Below are 18131 nucleotides of genomic sequence, written 5' to 3'. Positions count from 1 at the left end.
TCGTCGTCCTCGGCGGCGGGCATCAGGACGGACGGGCTCTTGCGGCGCGGGGGCGCGACGGAGTCGGGGCCGAAGAGGCGCCGGCGCACCGGGGCCGTGATCCAGCCCAGGGGCGAGGTGAGGAGGTAGCCGTAGGCGATGACGAGGCCCGTCGCGCCCGGGTCGAGGACGAGCCCGACGACGACGAGGACGAGGAGGGGGGCCGTGACCCGCAGCCGCTTGGTCGACATCAGCGAGCGGAAGGACGGAAAGCGGAACGTCGTGGCCATGAGCGCGGCCGGGAGCACGCCGGCGACGAGCGGCAGCAGCGGCGCCCACCCGTAGAGCGGCCCCTCGATGGCGAAGACCGTGGCGATGACCACCCCGGCCGCAGCCGGGCTCGCGAGCCCGACGAAGTAGCGCTTGTCGGCGAGCGGGTCGATCGTGACGTTGAACCGGGCGAGCCGGTATGCCGCGCAGGCGAGCCAGAACATCGCGCCCAGCCAGGCGAGCCTCGGGTAGGCCGGCAGCGCCCACGTGTAGACGAGCACCGCGGGGGCGATGCCGAAGCTGATGAGGTCGGCGAGCGAGTCGAACTGCAGGCCGAAGGGGGTGATGGCGCCCACGGCGCGGGCCACGGCGCCGTCGGAGATGTCGAGGACGATGGCGACCGCGACGAGGACGGCGGCGGGGCGGAAGCGGCCCTGGAAGGACAGGAGCACCGAGCTGAAGCCGCAGAGCATGTTGCCCAGGGTGAACAGGCTCGGCAGCATGACGCGAGCCCGGGTGCGGGGGTCGAGGCGCCGGAGGGAGACGACCCGGGCACCGGTCGCCGAGACCAGCCGCCAGCCGCGCCCGGTGCGGGCCTCGCGGGCGTCCGCACCCCGCCGGCGCCGGCCCGCGGAGGGCCGGCCGCCCGGGCTCACGGCTCCTCCCCGGTCCGGGTGGCGCGCAGGACACCCGGGGGGATCGACGCGGTCGCCATCGCCGGCACCCGGCTCGGGAACCGGCCGAGGACGGTCTCGCCCGCCACCGCGCGGCGCCCCCTGTCCACCTCGAGCACGACGTCGGGCGGCAGGAAGACGTCCATCCGGGAGCCGAACTTCATCAGGCCGATCCGTTGGCCGGTGCCCACCTCGTCCCCGGGTGCGACGCGGGTGACGATGCGCCGGGCGAGCTGCCCGACGAGCTGGCGGAAGACGACGGTACGCTCCTCGCCGTCGACCCTGCGCTGGACGGTGATCTGCGTGCGCTCGTTCTTCGTCGCGCTCGCGGCGCGGTAGGCGGCCAGGTAGCTGCCGGGCTCATGGGTGACGTCGAGGACCCGGCCGCCGTACGGGGCGCGGTTGATGTGGACGTCGAGCAGGGACAGGAAGATGCTCACCTGCTGCCAGTCGCCCTGCGGACCGACGCCCGGCTGGGCGGGGCCGGCGTGCACGATCATGCCGTCCGCCGGCGCCAGCACGACGTCGGGGTCGAGCACCGGAGCCCGGTCCGGGGACCGGTCCGGGTCGCGGAAGAAGAGGGTGACGCCCGCGGTGAGCAGGCCCAGCGCCGCCGTGGTCCGAGGACGCCGGGCGAGGGCCGCCACGATCGTCGGGACGGCGGTGAGCGCGGTGAACGGCTGCGCGGCGGGGTCGATCTTCACGACGGTGGCTCTTCCGGCTCGGGTGGTGACGAGAGCCGTGTGGCCCTCGGCAGGCTGTCCCCGGACGGGGGGTGTCCTCCCCCGAGCCTAGACTGGGCGGCCATGACCACCGCCGTCCGACTCCGCGACGTCCGCCGCAGCTTCGGTGCCGTCCACGCCCTCGACGGCCTCACGTGGAGCGCCCCGGTCGGCCGGGTCACCGCGGTCCTCGGGCCCAACGGCGCGGGCAAGACGACGGCCATCGAGTGCGCCGTGGGCCTGCAGCGGCCCGAGTCGGGGACGGTCCGGGTCCTCGGCGCAGACCCCGCGTCCGCGGGCCCGGACCACCGGGCGCGCGTCGGGGTCATGCTCCAGGCCGGCGGCCTGCCCAACGGCGCGAAGCCACTGTCCCTGCTGCGCCACCTCGCCCGCCTCTACGCCACCCCGGCCGACGTGACGGCCACGGCGACCCGGCTCGGCGTGCCCGACTTCGCCCGGACCACGGTGCGGCGCCTCTCGGGGGGCCAGAAGCAGCGCCTGTCGCTCGCAGCCGCGCTCCTCGGCCGGCCGGAGCTGCTCTTCCTCGACGAGCCGACCGCGGGCCTCGACCCGCACGGACGCCTCGACGTGTGGGACCTCGTCCGCGAGCTGCGCGACGGCGGCACGTCGGTGATCGTCACCACCCACTCCTTCGAGGAGGCGGAGCGGCTCGCCGACCACCTCGTCATCGTCAGCGGCGGGCGAACCGTGGCGGAGGGCTCGCTCGCCGACGTGACCGGGGGCCGGCGGCTCGAGGACGTCTACTTCGAGCTGACCCGGAAGGGGCGGGCATGACCGCCGACACTCCCGCCCGCGCGCCCGTCGCCGCCGCCCGGCCGGCGGCCGCCCCGCGACGCACCCGGGTCCTCAGCCAGGCGGGGTTCGAGGTGTCCGGCCTGCTGCGCAACGGCGAGCAGCTGCTCGTCTCCCTGGTGCTGCCGGCCATGGTCCTCGTCGCGCTGCACCTGGGGCGCACCCCGTCGCTCGGGCCGGGCCGGCGCATCGACGTGGCGGTGCCGGGGGTGCTCGCGCTCTGCACGATCTCCTCGGCGTTCACGTCCCAGGCCATCGCGACGGGGTTCGACCGGCGTTACTCGGTCCTCAAGTACCTCGGCGTCACTCCCCTCGGTCGCGCGGGGCTGCTCGCCGCCAAGGCGGTCGCCACCGTGGCCATCCAGCTGCTGCAGGTGGTCGTCCTCGGGGGCCTCGGCCTGGTGCTCGGCTGGCGACCGCAGGCTCGCGGCATACCGTATGCCGTCCTCTTCCTCGTCGTCGGCGCCTGGGCGTTCGTCGCCCTTGCGCTGCTCCTCGCCGGCACCCTCCGCGCCGAGGCGGTGCTCGCTCTGGCCAACCTCGTGTGGGTGCTGCTCCTCGTCGCCGGTGGGGTCGTCGTGCCCCGCTCCGAGCTGCCCGTCACGGCGGGGTCCGCCGCGGGGGCGCTGCCCTCAGCCGGGCTGGCCGACGGCCTGCGGTCCGCCCTCGTCGCCGGACGGCTCGACGTCGGCGCGCTGGTCGTCGTCGTCGCGTGGGGCGTGGCGTGCTCCGCGGCTGCAGCCCGCTGGTTCCGCTGGTCCGACTGACCTCCGGTGCGGCCGCATCGCCTGACCGCCGAGCCCCCCGGGCCGACGACGACGGGTTGGGCGCTTGGCGCGTCAGGTCGCGCGTGAGGTCGCCGCTGGTGCTGCCATCGCGACACCAGCCGCGACCCGACCCGCGATGTGACCGTCCTCTCCGGCGTCGGGCCCATGGGCCAAGCGCTGCCGCAGGAGGTGACGCTGGCGGAGCCTCCCGCGCACAGCCGCTGACAGCCACCGCACAGCCCACTCGGACACACTGGGACGGCCCAGTGGTCGACACCTCGAGGGCCACGCCTCCAACCAGGCCGCGGCGGCGGCCCGCGACGAACGTCAGGAGCAGTGCATGTTCGACACCATCTCCGGGCTTCCCGTGCACATCCTCGTGGTGCACGCGGTCGTCGTGTTCGCCCCGCTCGCCGCTCTGGCTGCCGCGGCCTACGTGCTGCGCCCCCGATGGCGGGGGATCCTCACCTGGCCGACGGCCGTGCTCGCGGTCGTCGCCGGGGCCAGCGCCGTCGTGGCGGCCGAGAGTGGCGAGGCGTTGCAGCGACGCCTGACGCGGGACGCGGGACCGGCGGCGAGCTTCGACCTGCTGCGCGCCCACGTCGACGCCGGAAACGTCGCCAAGGTCCTCTGTGTCGCCCTCGCCGTCGTCGTGCTCACGAGCGTCTTCGTCGTGCACCGGCAGGCGCCGCGCCGGGACCTGCCCCGCCCGCTCGACCTCGCCACCGGCGTCCTCGTCCTCGTCGTGGCCGCCGCCACGATCTACCAGGTCTTCGTCACGGGGCACTCGGGGTCGGCGGCGGTGTGGAGTGGTATCGGCTGACGCAGGCCGCGAGATCGACCGAGGCGCGCCCCTGATCAACCGGCAGATCAACTGGCAGGAGAGGTCGCCAGGACAGCACGAACCGCCAGCAGATCCGCCAGCTGATCCCGCCGCACCGGCTCGCAGCCGACAGCAAGGATCACCTGGCAGATCAACCGGCAGATCAACTGGCAGGAGACGTCGCCAGGACAGCACCAACCGCCAGCTGATCCGCCAGCTGATCCCGCCGCACCGGCTCACAGCCGACAGCAAGGATCACCTGGCAGATCAACCGGCAGATCAACTGGCAGGAGAGGTCGTCAGGACAGCACCAACCGCCAGCTGATCCGCCAGTTGATCGGCGCTCGGCCAAGAGCCGACGGGACGCCCGGGTTTCGGCGCGCGCAACCCGGCGGCATACGCTCGCTCCGTGCATCTGCCCGCCGCCAGGGAGCCCTGGGTCCGCCCGATCCTGCTCGCCAACCTCCTCGGTGAGGTCCTCATCGTCGTCACGGGCGGCGTCGTGCGCCTCACCGGCAGCGGCCTCGGCTGCCCGACCTGGCCCGAGTGCGTGCCGGGGTCGTTCACGCCCGTGCGGGAGCAGGCGGAGGGGCTGCACAAGTTCATCGAGTTCGGCAACCGGACCCTCACCGGGCTCGTCGGCATCCTCGCGATCGCGGCCATCTGGGTCGTGCTCACCCGGTTCCCCGGGCGCCCGCGCCTGAAGGCCGTGGCCTTCGGGATCCTCGGCGGCGTCGTGGCGCAGGCGGTCGTCGGCGGCATCACCGTGCGCACAGGCCTCAACCCGTTCAGCGTGGCCTTCCACTTCCTCATGTCCATGGTCCTCGTCGCGCTCGCCACGGCGCTCGTGCGCGGGTCCGAGGACCGCAGCGGCGGGCCTGATCGGCTCCTCGTGCACCCCCTCGCGAGCGGGCTCGCGTGGTCGACGTATGCCGTCGGGGTCGGCGTGCTGGTCCTCGGCACCATCGTCACCGGGTCGGGTCCGCACTCCGGCGACGCGGACACGCCGGCCCGGACCGGTTTCGACCCGAGGTTCGTCTCGTGGATGCACGCCGACCTCGTCATGCTCTTCACCGGCCTCGTCGTGGCGACGCTGGCCGCCGTGCGGCTGTCCGGCGGGTCGCGCGCCTCGAGGGCGTGGGCGGCGGTGCTCGTCGTCACGGCCGCGCAGGCGGTGGTCGGCTACGTGCAGTACTTCACGAAGCTGCCCGAGCTGCTCGTCCTGCTCCACATGCTCGGAGCCTGCCTGCTCGTCGTGACGCTGACCGCCGGGGTGCTGGCCACCCGCCGCCACCCGCTCTGAGGGCGGGCGATCCGGTCAGCCCAGGCCCGGCAGCGGCACGTGCCACAGCGGGTCGATGGCCACGCCGACGAAGAGGATGGTGAGGTACGTGATCGAGTAGTGGAAGAGCCGCATCGGGCGCAGCGCCGGCTCCGGCGTCCCGGACGCCGCCTTGGCACGCAGCCGGTGCGCCTCGAGCAGGAAGAGGCCGCCGGATGCGACGGCCGCCACGGTGTAGACCCAGCCGACCCGCTGCACCGGGATGACGGCGAGCGACGTGAGCACCATGGCCCACGAGTACGCCACGATCTGCCGGGCGACGACGACGAAGCGCTCGACGACAGGCAGCATCGGCACCTCCGCAGTCGCGTAGTCGTCCTTGTAGCGCATCGACAGGGGCCAGTAGTGCGGTGGGGTCCAGAAGAAGATGACGAGAAAGAGCAGGAATGCCGTCCAGCTGACCGAGCCCGTCACCGCGGACCAGCCGATGAGCACGGGCATGCAGCCGGCCGCGCCTCCCCAGACGATGTTCTGGGCCGTGCGCCGCTTGAGCAGCAACGTGTAGCCGAGGACGTAGAAGAGCAGGGCCGACGCCGCGAGCGCCGCGCTCAGCCAGTTGACCAGCAGGCCCAGCCAGAGCGTCGACACGACGGCGAGGCTGACCCCGAAGAGGAGGGCCGAGCGGGCCGAGATCGTTCCCGTGACGAGCGGACGGCGGCTCGTGCGGTGCATGACCGCGTCGATGTCGCGGTCGAGAAAGCAGTTGAGCGTGTTGGCGGCCCCGGCCGACAGCGTCCCGCCGACGAGGGTGTTGAGGACGAGGAGGAGGTCGGGGACGCCGCGATCGGCGAGGAACATCACCGGGATCGTGGTGATGAGCAGCAGCTCGATGATCCGCGGCTTCATGAGCGAGACGTACTGGCCCACGAGGAACCGGACGCCCCACCCGTCCGGCCCACGAAGTGCCGAGAGATCGGCGCGGGGGTCCACCGTGGTCACGAAAGTCCTCTGAGGGGTTGGTTCGTCCGCGCGGGGCGCAGCTTGCGTGGGAGTCTATCCCGTTGCAGCCGGCCCACAGCGCCTGGCCGTCGCGCGGTCCCGCTGCCCCGCACGGGCCGGCTCGGCCCCGGCCCGTCCCCCGGGGGCCGATTGCGTGCGAGAGCCGAGGTGTCGCCTCGGAGGCCAAGGGCTAGGCTCGAAGGCGACCGCGTATCGCCATGCTCCCGAAGGAGAACCCGTTCCGTGACCAGCACTGACGCTCCGGCGAAGAAGCCCACCCGCAACGCCGGCAGGGACGTGCTCGCACGGCGAGATCCCGGTCTCGCCCTTCCCGTCGCCACGACAGCCGGCTGGTCGGACCTCGACGTCCGAGCCGTCGACACGGTGCGCCTCCTGGCGGCGGACGCGGTCCAGAAGGTGGGCAACGGCCACCCCGGCACCGCGATGTCGCTGGCTCCCCTGGCCTACCTGCTCTACCAGAACGTCATGCGCCACGATCCGTCCGACCCTGCCTGGCTCGGCCGCGACCGGTTCGTGCTCTCGTGCGGGCACTCGAGCCTGACGCAGTACATCCAGCTCTACCTGTCGGGCTACGGCCTCGAGCTCGACGACCTCAAGGCCCTGCGGACGTGGGGCTCGAGGACGCCGGGCCATCCGGAGGTGCACCACACGACGGGAGTCGAGGTCACGACGGGGCCGCTCGGCTCCGGCCTCGCCACGGCTGTCGGCATGGCCATGGCGCAGCGCCGCCAGCGCGGCCTGCTCGACCCCGACGCCCGGCCGGGGACCAGCCCCTTCGACCACCACATCTACGTCATCGCCTCCGACGGCGACCTCGAGGAGGGCGTGTCACACGAGGCGTGCTCCCTCGCGGGCCACCAGGAGCTCGGCAACCTCACCGTCGTCTACGACGCCAACCAGATCTCCATCGAGGACGACACCGACATCGCCTTCTCCGAGGACGTCGCGGCGCGCTTCACGGCATACGGCTGGCACGTCGAGACGGTCGACTGGCGCGGCACCGGGGACGGGTCCGCCTACGTCGAGGACGTCGACGCGCTGCTCTCGGCCATCCGCTCGGGCGAGGACGTCACCGACAAGCCGACCCTCGTCGTGCTGCGCACCATCATCGCGTGGCCGGCACCGACGAAGCAGAACACGGGCAAGGCGCACGGGTCCGCCCTGGGCGCCGAGGAGGTCGCCGCGACGAAGGAGCTGCTCGGCTTCCCCAAGGACACGTCGTTCGTCGTCGAGCCGCAGGTCCTCAAGCACGCGCGAGGCGTCGTGGCACGCGGCAAGGCTGCCCACCGCGAGTGGGACAAGTCCTTCAAGGCGTGGCGCAAGGGCAACCCCGAGCGTGCGGCCCTCCTCGACCGGGTCATGGCCGGCCAGGCCCCGGAGGGTCTCGCCAAGGCGCTGCCGACGTTCCCGGCCGACGCCAAGGGCGTCGCCACCCGGGCCGCGTCCGGCAAGGTGCTCAGCGCGCTCGCCGACGTCATGCCCGAGCTGTGGGGAGGCTCCGCGGACCTCGCCGAGTCCAACAACACGACGATGGAGGGCGAGCCCTCCTTCATCCCGGTGTCCAAGCAGACCGCGGCGTGGAAGGGCAACCCCTACGGCCGCACGCTGCACTTCGGGGTCCGCGAGCACGGCATGGGGATGATCCTCAACGGCATCGCGCTCGAGGGCCTCACCCGTCCCTACGGCGGCACCTTCCTCGTCTTCTCCGACTACATGCGCCCCGCCGTGCGGCTCGCGGCCCTGCAGCAGCTGCCCGTCACCTACGTGTGGACCCACGACTCCATCGGGCTCGGCGAGGACGGCCCGACGCACCAGCCGGTGGAGCACCTGGCGGCGCTGCGGGCCATCCCGGGCCTCGCGGTCGTCCGTCCGGCGGACGCCAACGAGACGGCCGCCGCGTGGGCCCGGATCCTCTCCCGCCCCGAGGGACCCGCCGCCCTGTGCCTGACCCGCCAGGCGGTGCCCACCTTCGACCGCAAGACGCATGGCAAGGCCTCGGGCGTCGCGAAGGGCGCCTACGTCCTCGTCGAGGAGTCCCGCCCGGGGAGCCCCGACGTGATCCTCGTCGCCACCGGCTCCGAGGTCCAGCTGGCCGTCGAGGCGGCCGCACGTCTCGAGCGGTCCGGCACCGCCGCCCGCGTCGTGTCGATGCCCTGCCGCGAATGGTTCGAGAAGCAGCCCCGCGGCTACCAGCAGAAGGTCCTGCCACCGGCGGTGCGGGCCAGGGTCAGCGTGGAGGCCGCCGTGTCGATGGGCTGGCACGACGTCGTCGGCGACGCCGGGCGCACGGTCAGCCTCGAGCACTTCGGCGCCTCGGCCGACTACCAGACGATCTACCGCGAGCTCGGCATCACCACGGAGGCCGTCGTCAAGGCGGCCCGCGACTCGCTCAAGGCCGCCGCACGCGCGGTCCAGGCGCCCGGGATCACCGACACCAACCCGCGCAAGCGGGAGTCCGGCGGCGACACCGATGTGTCGAGCTCGAGCACCCCACCGGCCAAGAAGACCGCCACGAGCAAGGGAAAGTGACATGACCAACCCCAACCTGCAGGCCCTGTCCGACGCGGGCGTCTCGATCTGGCTCGACGACCTGTCCCGCGAGCTGCTCGAGACCGGCAAGGTCGCCGACCTCGTCCGCGACAAGCACGTCGTGGGCCTGACGTCCAACCCGTCGATCTTCCAGGCCGCCCTGTCCAAGGGCGACCGCTACAACGCCGACCTCGCCGAGCTCGCCGCGGCGGGCAAGAGCGTCGAGGACATCGTGCACGACCTCACCACGCAGGACGTGCGCGACGCCTGCGACCTCTTCGCGCCGGTCTTCGAGGAGACCGGCGGCGTCGACGGGCGGGTCTCGATCGAGGTCGACCCCCGCCTGGCCCACGACACTGAGGCGACGCTGGAGCAGGCAAAGGCGCTGTATGCCGCCGTCGACCGGCCCAACGTGTTCATCAAGATCCCCGCGACCGTCGAGGGCCTGCCGGCCATCACGGCCGCCATCGCCGAGGGCATCAGTGTCAACGTCACCCTGATCTTCTCGCTCGACCGCTACCGGGCCGTCATGAACGCCTACCTCGAGGGACTCGAGCGTGCCCATGCCGCGGGCCGGGACCTTGGCAAGGTGGACTCGGTCGCCTCGTTCTTCGTCTCCCGCGTGGACACCGAGGTGGACAAGCGGTTGGACGCCATGGGCACCGACGAGGCGAAGGCGCTGCGGGGCAAGGCGGGACTCGCCAACGCCCGCCTCGCCTACCAGGCCTACGAGGAGGTCTTCTCGACACCGCGGTGGACCTCCTTGGCCGACGAGGGTGCCCGCCCGCAGCGGCCGCTCTGGGCGTCGACCGGGGTCAAGGACCCGGCATACCCCGACACGATGTACGTCACCGAGCTCGTCGCACGTGGCGTCGTCAACACGATGCCGGAGAAGACCCTCGAGGCCACGGCGGACCACGGCCGGATCACCGGCGACACCGTCACCGGAGCCTACGAGGAGTCCGCCAAGGTGCTCGACGACCTTGCCGCACAAGGCATCTCGTACAACGACGTCGTCGAGCTCCTCGAGAAGGAGGGCGTCGCCAAGTTCGAGAAGTCGTGGGAGGAGCTCCTCGACGGGGTCGGCGAGGAGATCGCCAAGGTGCGCCGATGAGCTCGCTGTCCGTCACGGCCTCAGGGGCGGCGGCCGACGCGGTGACCCGGCATGTGCCGACACTCGTCCAGGACGCCGTCGCCAGCCGGCTGTTCAGCAAGGACGCCACCTTGTGGGGACCGGAGGCGGAGCCCGAGGCGAGCATCCGCCTGTCATGGGTGGGGCTCGCCCGCTCGTCGCGGCCCCTCGTCGGCGAGATCGAGGCGCTCCGCGACGAGTTCGCGCACCGGGGCGTCGACCACGTCGTCCTGTGCGGGATGGGCGGGTCCTCGCTCGCGCCGGAGGTCATCTGCGCCACGGCGGGCAAGGATCTCGTCGTCCTCGACTCGTCCGACCCGGACGTCGTGCGCCGGGCCCTGTCCGAGCACCTCGAGCGGACCGTCGTCGTCGTCTCGAGCAAGTCCGGCTCGACGGTGGAGACCGACTCGCAGCGCCGGGCCTACGAGCAGGCGTTCCGCGACGCCGGGATCGACCCGGCCGAGCGGATCGTCGTGGTCACCGACCCGGGCAGCCCCCTCGACGGGGAGGCCCGCGGTGCCGGCTACCGCGTCGTCAACGCCGACCCCGAGGTCGGCGGCCGCTACTCCGCCCTCACCGCCTTCGGCCTGGTGCCGAGCGGCCTTGCCGGAGTGGACGTCTCGGCGCTGCTCGACGACGCCGAAGCGGTCTCGGACCTGCTCGCCGAGGACGACGAGGCCAACCCCGCCCTGCGGCTCGGAGCCGCCCTCGGGGGCACCGACCCACTGCGCAACAAGCTCGTCCTCGTCGACGACGGCTCAGGCATCGTCGGGTTCGCCGACTGGGCCGAGCAGCTCATCGCGGAGTCGACCGGCAAGGACGGCACTGGCATCCTGCCCGTCGTCGTCGAGGACGACGATGCCCCCGAGCTGGTCACCGGAGCTCCCGACGTCCTCGTGACCCGGCTGGTCGGGGCCGACGACGAGTCCCGTCCCTCGGGCGACACCGTCCGGGTCGGCGGGGCCGTGGGCGCGCAGCTGCTCCTCTGGGAGGCGGCGACCGCCGTCGCGGGCCGCCTGCTGCACATCAACCCCTTCGACCAGCCCGACGTCGAGTCGGCCAAGAAGGCCGCGCGAGGGCTGCTCGAGTCCGGGGCGCGTGAGGCCGCCCCGGCGGCATACGTCGACGGCGCCGTGGAGGTCCGCGCGCTCGGGGGCGACTGGCTCGGCTCCGCCTCGAGCGTCGCCGAGGCCGTCGAGGCCCTCCTGGCGCAGCTGGGTCCCACGGGATACGTCGCGGTGATGGCCTACCTCGACCGGCTCGCCGACGCCGACCTGGCCGCCGCGCGTCCCGCGCTGGCGCGACGCACGGGCCGGCCGGTCACCTTCGGCTGGGGTCCGCGCTTCCTGCACTCCACCGGGCAGTTCCACAAGGGCGGACCGGCCGAGGGCGTCTACGTGCAGATCACGACCGCTCCCCGCGAGGACCTCGCCGTCCCGGGGCGCGACTTCACGTTCGGCCAGTTCATCGCCGCGCAGGCCGGTGGCGACGCCCAGGTGCTCGCCGAGCAGGGGCGGCCGGTGCTGCGGCTGCACCTGACCGACCACGACGCCGGCCTGGCCCAGCTGCGGAAGGTGCTGACCGCCGGGGCCACCGAATGAGTCCGGCGCACATCGCGCGCGGCGTCAACCCTCTGCGGGACCCGAAGGACAAGCGGCTTCCCCGGATCGCCGGCCCGTGCGCGCTCGTCCTCTTCGGCGTCACGGGAGACCTCGCCCGCAAGAAGCTCATGCCGGCGATCTACGACCTCGCCAACCGCGGGCTCCTGCCGCCGGGTTTCTCCCTCGTCGGCTTCGCGCGGCGCGACTGGGCCGCCCAGGACTTCGGGCAGGTCGTCCACGACGCGGTCGAGCAGTACTCCCGCACCCCCTTCAGCGAGGACGTCTGGCGCACCCTCGCGGAGGGCTTCCGCTTCGTGCCGGGCACCTTCGACGACCCGGCCGCCTTCGACCTGCTGGCGCGGACGGTGCGGGAGCTCGACCAGGAGCGGGGCACCGGCGGCAATGCCGCGTTCTACCTCTCGGTCCCGCCCAGCTTCTTCGCGCAGGTCTGCGAGCAGCTGGAGCGGTGCGGGCTGACCAAGGCCGAGGGCGGCAGCTGGCGGCGGGTCATCGTGGAGAAGCCCTTCGGCCACGACCTCAAGAGCGCCGTCGAGCTCAACGCGATCGTCGGGGGCGTGTTCCCGCCCGACTCGGTGTTCCGCATCGACCACTACCTGGGCAAGGAGACGGTCCAGAACCTGCTGGCGCTGCGCTTCGCCAACCAGCTCTTCGAGCCGGTGTGGAACGCCAACTACGTCGACCACGTGCAGATCACCATGGCCGAGGACATCGGCATCGGGGGACGCGCGGGTTACTACGACGGCATCGGGGCCGCCCGCGACGTCATGCAGAACCACCTCCTGCAGCTGCTCGCCCTGACCGCCATGGAGGAGCCGGTCTCCTTCGGCGCCCGCCACCTGCGGGCCGAGAAGGAGAAGGTGCTCTCGGCCGTCCGGCTCCCCCGGGACCTCGACCAGGGCTCCGCCCGGGGCCAGTACACCGACGGCTGGCAGGGAGCCGAGGAGGTGGTCGGCTACCGCGACGAGGAGGGGGTCGACCCGACGTCGACCACGGAGACCTTCGCCGCGGTCAAGCTCGAGGTGGATACCCGCCGGTGGGCCGGGGTGCCGTTCTACCTGCGCACCGGCAAGCGGCTGGGCAAGCGGGTGACCGAGATCGCCGTGGTCTTCAAGCGGGCGCCGCACCTGCCCTTCGAGCACACCGCCACCGAGGAGCTCGGGCAGAACGCGATCGTCATCCGCGTCCAGCCGGACGAGGGGGTCACCATCCGCTTCGGCTCCAAGGTGCCGGGCGCCCAGATGGAGGTGCGCGACGTCACCATGGACTTCGGCTACGGCATGTCGTTCACCGAGGCCTCCCCCGAGGCCTACGAGCGGCTCATCCTCGACGTCCTGCTCGGCGACCCGCCGCTCTTCCCGCGGCACGAGGAGGTCGAGCTGTCCTGGCGCATCCTCGACCCGCTCATCGAGCACTGGGCCCGGTCCGGTCGGCCGGACCAGTACCCCGCCGGCTCGTGGGGCCCCACGAGCGCCGACGCGATGCTCCGGCGCGACGGACGCACGTGGAGGATGCCATGATCACCGACTTGGCGAACACCACGACGAAGGACATCAGCAAGGCCCTCGTCCGGCTCCGCAACGAGGTGGGCGCCATGGCGCTCGGGCGGGTCCTCACCCTGGTGGTCGTCGTCGCCGACACGGACGCCGGCGACGCCATCGAGGTGGCCAACCAGGCCAGCCGCCAGCACCCGTGCCGGATCATCGTCGTCATCCCCGGCGACCGCCGAGGCAAGAACCGCCTCGACGCGCAGATCCGGCTGGGCGGCGACGCCGGAGCAAGCGAGATCGTCGTGCTGCGGCTCTACGGGACGCTGGCCAAGCACGGTCCGAGCGTCGTCGTCCCGCTGCTGCTGCCCGACTCACCCATCGTCGCGTGGTGGCCCGGCGAGGCGCCCGACGACGTCGCGAACGACCCCATCGGCGCCATGGCCCAGCGGCGGGTCACGGATGCCGCCGAGCACCGCAACCCGCGGACCATGCTCAAGAAGCGGGCCGCCACCTACGCGCCCGGTGACACCGACCTGGCGTGGACGCGCGTGACCCGCTGGCGGGGGCTGCTCGCCGCCGCACTCGACCAGCCGCCCTACGAGCCGATCACGTCGGCGGTCGTCTCCGGCGCCCCCGACTCGCCGTCGTCGGACCTCCTGGCCGCCTGGCTGGCGTTTCGCCTCGACGCACCGGTCCATCGGGTCTCCACCCCGCGCGGCTCGGGCATCTCCGCGGTGCGGCTCGAGCGCGAGAGCGGCCCGATCGACCTCGTCCGCCCCGGTGACCACACCGCGACCCTGTCGCAGAACGGCCAGCCCGACCGTCGCATCGGCCTCGCCCGCCGCGGGCTGCCGGAGTGCCTCGCCGACGAGCTGCGCCGGCTCGACCCTGACGACACCTACGAGGACGCCCTGCTGCGGGGGCTGCCCCTCCTCACCCCGGTCCGCATGTCGGCGTCGGCGGCCGCCCGGGCCGGCAAGGCACCGGACCACGAGGCCGCCAGGCACGCGGCCGCGCGGCTCGGGCGCGACGAGGCCGCGGGCGCCGCATCGGCCATGACCTCCGCACCCCCGGCGCCCTCGAGCGCGAGCACGGAGCAGGTGCGGGCCGCCACGGCCCGCAAGCTCGCGGGCAAGCCGACGCCTCGGGAGAAGGAGCAGGACCAGCAGCAACAGCAGCGCCGGAAGGCCGAGGGCGGGGACCCGGGCCAGACGACGGCGGAGGGAAAGGCGGAGGGAAAGGCGGAGGGGAAGGCGCAGGGGAAGGCGCAGGGGAAGGCGCAGGGGAAGGCAAAGGCGAAGGGCCCGGGCAAGGCCGAGGACACGGGGACTGGCGGGAAGCCGGCCAGGGCGAGGCGCACGCGGGCCGCCACCGCGGCGAAGGGCTCGCCCTGATGCCACCCGAGCCGGTCGTCGTCGTCCACCCGAGCAGGCAAGCCCTGGCCGACGCGTCCGCTGCCCGCCTGGTCACGGCCATCGTGGACGCGCAGGCGGCGCGGGGCGCCGCCCACGTCGTCCTGACCGGTGGCTCCATGGGCTCGGCGATCGTCGCGGGGATCGCCGAGGTGCCCGGGCGGCTCGCCATCGACCCCACGCGAGTGCATGCGTGGTGGGGCGACGAGCGCTACCTGCCGGCCGGGGACCCCGACCGCAACGACGTCCAGAACGACGCGGCGGGGCTGTCCGCCTGGGGCCTGGACCCCGCCAAGGTGCATCGCATCGCCGGGCCGGACCGGTCGCAGTCGGCCGAGGCGAGCGCCCGAGCCTACGAGCAGGCCCTGTGCGAGCACGGGCCGGACGCCTTCGACGTCGTGCTCCTGGGGGTGGGCCCCGACGGGCACGTCGCCTCCCTCTTCCCGCACCATCCGGCGCAGCGCACGACCGGGGCGGACGCCGTGGCGGTCCACGACTCCCCCAAGCCACCGCCGGACCGGGTCTCGCTCACGTTCGAGCGCCTCGCGCGAACGGCGGAGGTGTGGTTCCTCGTGTCCGGCGCGGACAAGGCCGAAGCCGTGGCGGCGGCGCTGTCACCGGAGGCCGACCCGTGGGACGTGCCCGCTTCCGGGCCCCGCGGCACCGTTGCCACCCGGTGGCTGCTCGACACCGACGCGGCGGGACGGCTCCGACCGCCTCACGCGGCTCGGTGACGCCGGCGGCCGACCACGGCCGACCACGGCCACGAGCGCGGAGCGACGGGCGCAAGGCTCGGACCAGCCACCCGGCGGCATACGGCAGGACCGCACGAGGCCGCGAACCAGGCGGTTCGCGGCCTCGCGTGGTCGTCGAGTCCCTACTGGATGAGGCCCCGCTCGCGCAGCGCGGAGAGCGCCTCGTCGAGGATCGCCTCACCGTCGGCGTCGGAGCGTCGCTCCTTCACGTAGGCGAGGTGGGTCTTGTAGGGCTCCACCTTGGGGGGCGCGGGCGGGTTGTCCTCGTCCTGGCCGGCCGGGAAGCCGCACCGGGGACAGTCCCACGTCTCGGGGATCACCATGCCCGGCTCCTGGGCGAAGCTGGGGCGGGTCTCGTGGCCGTTGGAGCACCAGTAGGACACGTGCACCCGCGGTGCGGTGTCGCCACGCTCGGCCTCACCCATCGGTCCGGCGCCGACCCGGCTGCCCCGTATGGCGTTTCCGCTTGCCATCTGCTGTCCTCTCAGCTGACGAACCGGGCCAGCAGGCCCAGTCCGATGATCGACGTGGCCCACACGACCGCGACGGCGATCGTGAACCGGTCGAGGTTGCGCTCGGCGACCGACGACCCGCCGAGGGAGGTCGACATGCCGCCCCCGAACATGTCGGACAGGCCACCGCCCTTGCCCTTGTGCAACAGGATGAACAGGGTCAGGATCATGCTGGCGATGACCAGCAGGACCTGAAGCACGATGCGAACCGCATCCACAGGGCAACTCCGTCTCGTTGGACCTCGGGGTCGATCGTCGCGGGTCGCAGACGACCCCGACAGGATACCTGCACGGCCGTCAGGCCGAGGTCACGTGCTCCCGGTAGCGGCAGATGGCGGCGAACTCCGCGGGGTCGATCGACGCGCCGCCGACGAGGGCCCCGTCGACGTCCTCCTGCGCCATGATCGCCGCGACGTTGCCCGACTTGACGCTGCCGCCGTAGAGGACGCGCACCCCGTCGGCGACCTCGCGGCCGTGCAGCTCCGTCAGGAGCGCCCGGATGGCGGAGCACACCTCCTGCGCGTCCTCGGGCGTCGCCACCTCACCCGTCCCGATCGCCCAGATCGGCTCGTAGGCGATGACGATGACGGCGACCTGCTGCTCCGGCAGGCCGTCGAGGGCGGTGCGCAGCTGCCGCACCACATGTTCGACCTGGCCACCCGCCCGGCGCACCTCGAGGTCCTCGCCGCAGCAGAGGATCGGGACGAGGCCGTGCTGGTATGCCGCCCGCACCTTCGCCGCGACCACCTCGTCCGTCTCGCCGTGGCCCTCGCGCCGCTCGCTGTGCCCCACGACGACGTAGGTGCAGCCGAGCTTGGCGAGGAACACGCCGGAGATGTCGCCCGTGTGGGCGCCCGACGCATGGGGCGACAGGTCCTGCGCGCCGTAGCGCAACCCGAGCTTGTCCCCCTCGACGAGCGTCTGCACCGACCGGAGGTCGGTGAAGGGCGGCAGCACCGCCACCTCGACCGCCGCGTAGTCGTGCTTGGCGTCGCGCAGCGTCCAGTCGAGCTTCTGCACGAGGTGCGTGGCCTGCAGGTGGTCGAGGTTCATCTTCCAGTTGCCGGCCATGAGCGGCACGCGGCCGGCCGGGGCGCTGTCCTGCGCCGGGTTTCCTGACATCAGGCGTCGTCCTCCTCGAGCACGGTGAGACCGGGCAGCTCCTTGCCCTCGAGATACTCGAGGCTCGCGCCGCCGCCCGTGGAGATGTGGCCGAAGCGGTCGTCGGAGAACCCGAGCTGGCGCACGGCCGCCGCCGAGTCGCCGCCGCCGACGACGGTGAGGCCGCCCGCCTTCGAGACGTCCGCGAGGGACTGGGCGAGCGCCTTGGTGCCGGCGGCATACGGCTCCATCTCGAACGCGCCCATCGGGCCGTTCCAGAAGACCGTCCGGCAGTCGGCGAGCTTCTCCGCGAAGAGCTCGCTCGACCGGGGCCCGATGTCGAGCCCCATCCGGTCCGCCGGGATCTGCTCGACCGGCACAGTCGTCGTGGCGGCGTCCGCCCTGAAGGCGTCCGCGACGACGATGTCGACGGGCAGGACGATCTCGACGCCCTTGTCCGCCGCCTCGTCGAGGTAGCCCTTGACCGCGTCCACCTGGTCCTGCTCGAGCAGGCTCGTGCCGACCTCGAGGCCCTTGGCCTTGAGGAAGGTGAACACCATCCCGCCGCCGATGAGCAGCCGGTCCGCGGTGCCGAGCAGGTTGCCGATGACGCCGAGCTTGTCCGACACCTTCGCGCCGCCGAGGACGACGGCATACGGCCGCTGCGGTTCCTGCGTGAGCCGGCGCAGCACGCTGATCTCCGCCTCGACGAGCCCACCGACCGCGTGGGGCAACAACTTTGCCACGTCGTAGACCGAGGCCTGTTCGCGGTGCACCACGCCGAAGCCGTCCGACACGAATACGTCTGCGAGAGAGGCGAGCTGGCGCGCGAACTCCTCGCGATCAGCGGCTGTCTTGCCGGTCTCTCCGGGGTTGAAGCGCAGGTTCTCCAGGACGACGACGCGGCCGTCCCCGAGCGCGTCCACCGCGGCGTGGGCCCGCGGCCCGACGGTGTCCTCGGCGAAGGCGACGGGGGCGCCGAGCAGCTCGCCGAGCCGCCGGGCCACCGGGGCCAGCGAGTATGCCGGGTCCGGCGCGCCCTTGGGGCGGCCGAGGTGGGCACACACGACGACCCGGGCACCCATCTGGGTGAGCATCTGGATCGTCGGGAGAGACGCCCGGATACGTCCGTCGTCGGTGATCGTGCTGCCGTCAAGCGGGACGTTGAGGTCCGACCTGACGAGGACGCGCTTGCCGCGGAGGTCCCCGAGGTCGCCGATCGTCTTCACCG

Annotated in this window: 17 protein-coding genes; 10 read left to right on the top strand and 7 right to left on the bottom strand. The window is 72.9% G+C overall.

Annotation, left to right across the window (positions count from 1 at the left end; genetic code table 11):
- Both VFJ94_RS08085 and VFJ94_RS08080 read right to left on the bottom strand, forming a co-directional pair.
- Positions 1-905 (bottom strand): phosphatidylcholine/phosphatidylserine synthase (locus tag VFJ94_RS08085; RefSeq protein WP_325003685.1); only part of this gene is annotated, 905 nt, incomplete at its 3' end.
- Complete coding sequence (locus VFJ94_RS08080) at positions 902-1627, bottom strand: phosphatidylserine decarboxylase (protein WP_325003684.1); 726 nt, start codon at positions 1625-1627, stop codon at positions 902-904. The genes VFJ94_RS08085 and VFJ94_RS08080, both read right to left, overlap by 4 nt.
- 102 nt (positions 1628-1729) lie before the next feature.
- On the opposite strand from VFJ94_RS08080, the gene VFJ94_RS08075 reads away from it, so the two are divergent.
- From VFJ94_RS08075 to VFJ94_RS08060, 4 genes are all read left to right on the top strand, one after another.
- Positions 1730-2440: an ABC transporter ATP-binding protein gene (locus VFJ94_RS08075; protein WP_325003683.1), complete on the top strand. Its 711-nt coding sequence runs from the start codon at positions 1730-1732 to the stop codon at positions 2438-2440.
- The gene (locus tag VFJ94_RS08070) at positions 2437-3225 is read left to right on the top strand and encodes an ABC transporter permease (protein WP_325003682.1); all 789 of its coding nucleotides are present in this window, start codon (positions 2437-2439) and stop codon (positions 3223-3225) included. Before VFJ94_RS08075 ends, VFJ94_RS08070 begins: the two co-directional genes overlap by 4 nt.
- Before the next feature lie 340 nt (positions 3226-3565).
- Entirely contained in the window at positions 3566-4048 is a 483-nt protein-coding gene (locus tag VFJ94_RS08065; protein WP_325003681.1) for a DUF2231 domain-containing protein, read from the top strand.
- A 409-nt stretch (positions 4049-4457) separates the two neighbouring features.
- A complete protein-coding gene (locus VFJ94_RS08060) occupies positions 4458-5351 on the top strand; it encodes a COX15/CtaA family protein (RefSeq protein ID WP_325003680.1) in 894 nt (297 codons plus the stop codon).
- Between the two features lie 15 nt (positions 5352-5366).
- Here the strand turns inward: VFJ94_RS08060 and VFJ94_RS08055 are convergent, their stop codons facing one another.
- Positions 5367-6329, bottom strand: a complete 963-nt coding sequence (locus tag VFJ94_RS08055; RefSeq protein ID WP_325003679.1) for a heme o synthase — start codon at positions 6327-6329, stop codon at positions 5367-5369.
- A 297-nt stretch (positions 6330-6626) separates the two neighbouring features.
- On the opposite strand from VFJ94_RS08055, the gene tkt reads away from it, so the two are divergent.
- The 6 genes from tkt to pgl are packed head-to-tail and all read left to right on the top strand — an operon-like array spanning position 6627 to position 15266.
- Positions 6627-8879 carry a transketolase gene (gene tkt / locus VFJ94_RS08050; RefSeq protein ID WP_325003689.1) on the top strand — a complete coding sequence of 751 codons (2253 nt, stop codon included), beginning with the start codon at positions 6627-6629 and terminating at the stop codon, positions 8877-8879.
- Position 8880: 1 nt separating this feature from the next.
- The gene (tal, locus tag VFJ94_RS08045; RefSeq protein WP_325003678.1) at positions 8881-9993 is read left to right on the top strand and encodes a transaldolase; all 1113 of its coding nucleotides are present in this window, start codon (positions 8881-8883) and stop codon (positions 9991-9993) included.
- Positions 9990-11612 carry a glucose-6-phosphate isomerase gene (locus VFJ94_RS08040; RefSeq protein WP_325003677.1) on the top strand — a complete coding sequence of 541 codons (1623 nt, stop codon included), beginning with the start codon at positions 9990-9992 and terminating at the stop codon, positions 11610-11612. Before tal ends, VFJ94_RS08040 begins: the two co-directional genes overlap by 4 nt.
- Complete coding sequence (gene zwf / locus VFJ94_RS08035; protein ID WP_325003676.1) at positions 11609-13150, top strand: glucose-6-phosphate dehydrogenase; 1542 nt, start codon at positions 11609-11611, stop codon at positions 13148-13150. Before VFJ94_RS08040 ends, zwf begins: the two co-directional genes overlap by 4 nt.
- Positions 13147-14514 (top strand): glucose-6-phosphate dehydrogenase assembly protein OpcA, encoded by a 1368-nt coding sequence (locus VFJ94_RS08030; RefSeq protein ID WP_325003675.1) that lies wholly within the window; start codon positions 13147-13149, stop codon positions 14512-14514. The genes zwf and VFJ94_RS08030 overlap by 4 nt, the downstream gene beginning before the upstream one ends.
- Positions 14514-15266, top strand: a complete 753-nt coding sequence (pgl, locus tag VFJ94_RS08025) for a 6-phosphogluconolactonase (RefSeq protein WP_325003674.1) — start codon at positions 14514-14516, stop codon at positions 15264-15266. The genes VFJ94_RS08030 and pgl overlap by 1 nt, the downstream gene beginning before the upstream one ends.
- Before the next feature lie 143 nt (positions 15267-15409).
- Here the strand turns inward: pgl and VFJ94_RS08020 are convergent, their stop codons facing one another.
- The 4 genes from VFJ94_RS08020 to VFJ94_RS08005 form a co-directional block, all read right to left on the bottom strand.
- Complete coding sequence (locus tag VFJ94_RS08020; protein WP_325003673.1) at positions 15410-15760, bottom strand: RNA polymerase-binding protein RbpA; 351 nt, start codon at positions 15758-15760, stop codon at positions 15410-15412.
- Between the two features lie 11 nt (positions 15761-15771).
- Positions 15772-16017: a preprotein translocase subunit SecG gene (secG, locus tag VFJ94_RS08015; protein ID WP_325003672.1), complete on the bottom strand. Its 246-nt coding sequence runs from the start codon at positions 16015-16017 to the stop codon at positions 15772-15774.
- Positions 16018-16096: 79 nt separating this feature from the next.
- Entirely contained in the window at positions 16097-16921 is an 825-nt protein-coding gene (gene tpiA, locus VFJ94_RS08010) for a triose-phosphate isomerase (protein WP_325003671.1), read from the bottom strand.
- Positions 16921-18129, bottom strand: coding sequence for a phosphoglycerate kinase (locus VFJ94_RS08005; RefSeq protein ID WP_325003670.1), 1209 nt, complete (start codon positions 18127-18129; stop codon positions 16921-16923). The genes tpiA and VFJ94_RS08005 overlap by 1 nt, the downstream gene beginning before the upstream one ends.
- Between the last annotated feature and the right edge of the window lie 2 nt (positions 18130-18131).

Source organism: Intrasporangium sp. (assembly GCF_035688975.1).
Taxonomy (GTDB): Bacteria; Actinomycetota; Actinomycetes; order Actinomycetales; family Dermatophilaceae; genus CALMNV01.
This window is presented reverse-complemented; position numbering and strand designations above follow the sequence as displayed.

Excerpts from the sequence above, each read along its gene's own strand:
- VFJ94_RS08075 (WP_325003683.1), top strand. The coding sequence starts at position 1,730 with ATGACCACCGCCGTCCGACTCCGCGACGTCCGCCGCAGCTTCGGTGCC.
- VFJ94_RS08070 (WP_325003682.1), top strand. The coding sequence starts at position 2,437 with ATGACCGCCGACACTCCCGCCCGCGCGCCCGTCGCCGCCGCCCGGCCG.
- VFJ94_RS08065 (WP_325003681.1), top strand. The coding sequence starts at position 3,566 with ATGTTCGACACCATCTCCGGGCTTCCCGTGCACATCCTCGTGGTGCAC.
- tal (WP_325003678.1), top strand. The coding sequence starts at position 8,881 with ATGACCAACCCCAACCTGCAGGCCCTGTCCGACGCGGGCGTCTCGATC.
- VFJ94_RS08040 (WP_325003677.1), top strand. The coding sequence starts at position 9,990 with ATGAGCTCGCTGTCCGTCACGGCCTCAGGGGCGGCGGCCGACGCGGTG.
- zwf (WP_325003676.1), top strand. The coding sequence starts at position 11,609 with ATGAGTCCGGCGCACATCGCGCGCGGCGTCAACCCTCTGCGGGACCCG.
- VFJ94_RS08030 (WP_325003675.1), top strand. The coding sequence starts at position 13,147 with ATGATCACCGACTTGGCGAACACCACGACGAAGGACATCAGCAAGGCC.
- pgl (WP_325003674.1), top strand. The coding sequence starts at position 14,514 with ATGCCACCCGAGCCGGTCGTCGTCGTCCACCCGAGCAGGCAAGCCCTG.
- VFJ94_RS08020 (WP_325003673.1), bottom strand. The coding sequence starts at position 15,760 with ATGGCAAGCGGAAACGCCATACGGGGCAGCCGGGTCGGCGCCGGACCG.
- tpiA (WP_325003671.1), bottom strand. The coding sequence starts at position 16,921 with ATGTCAGGAAACCCGGCGCAGGACAGCGCCCCGGCCGGCCGCGTGCCG.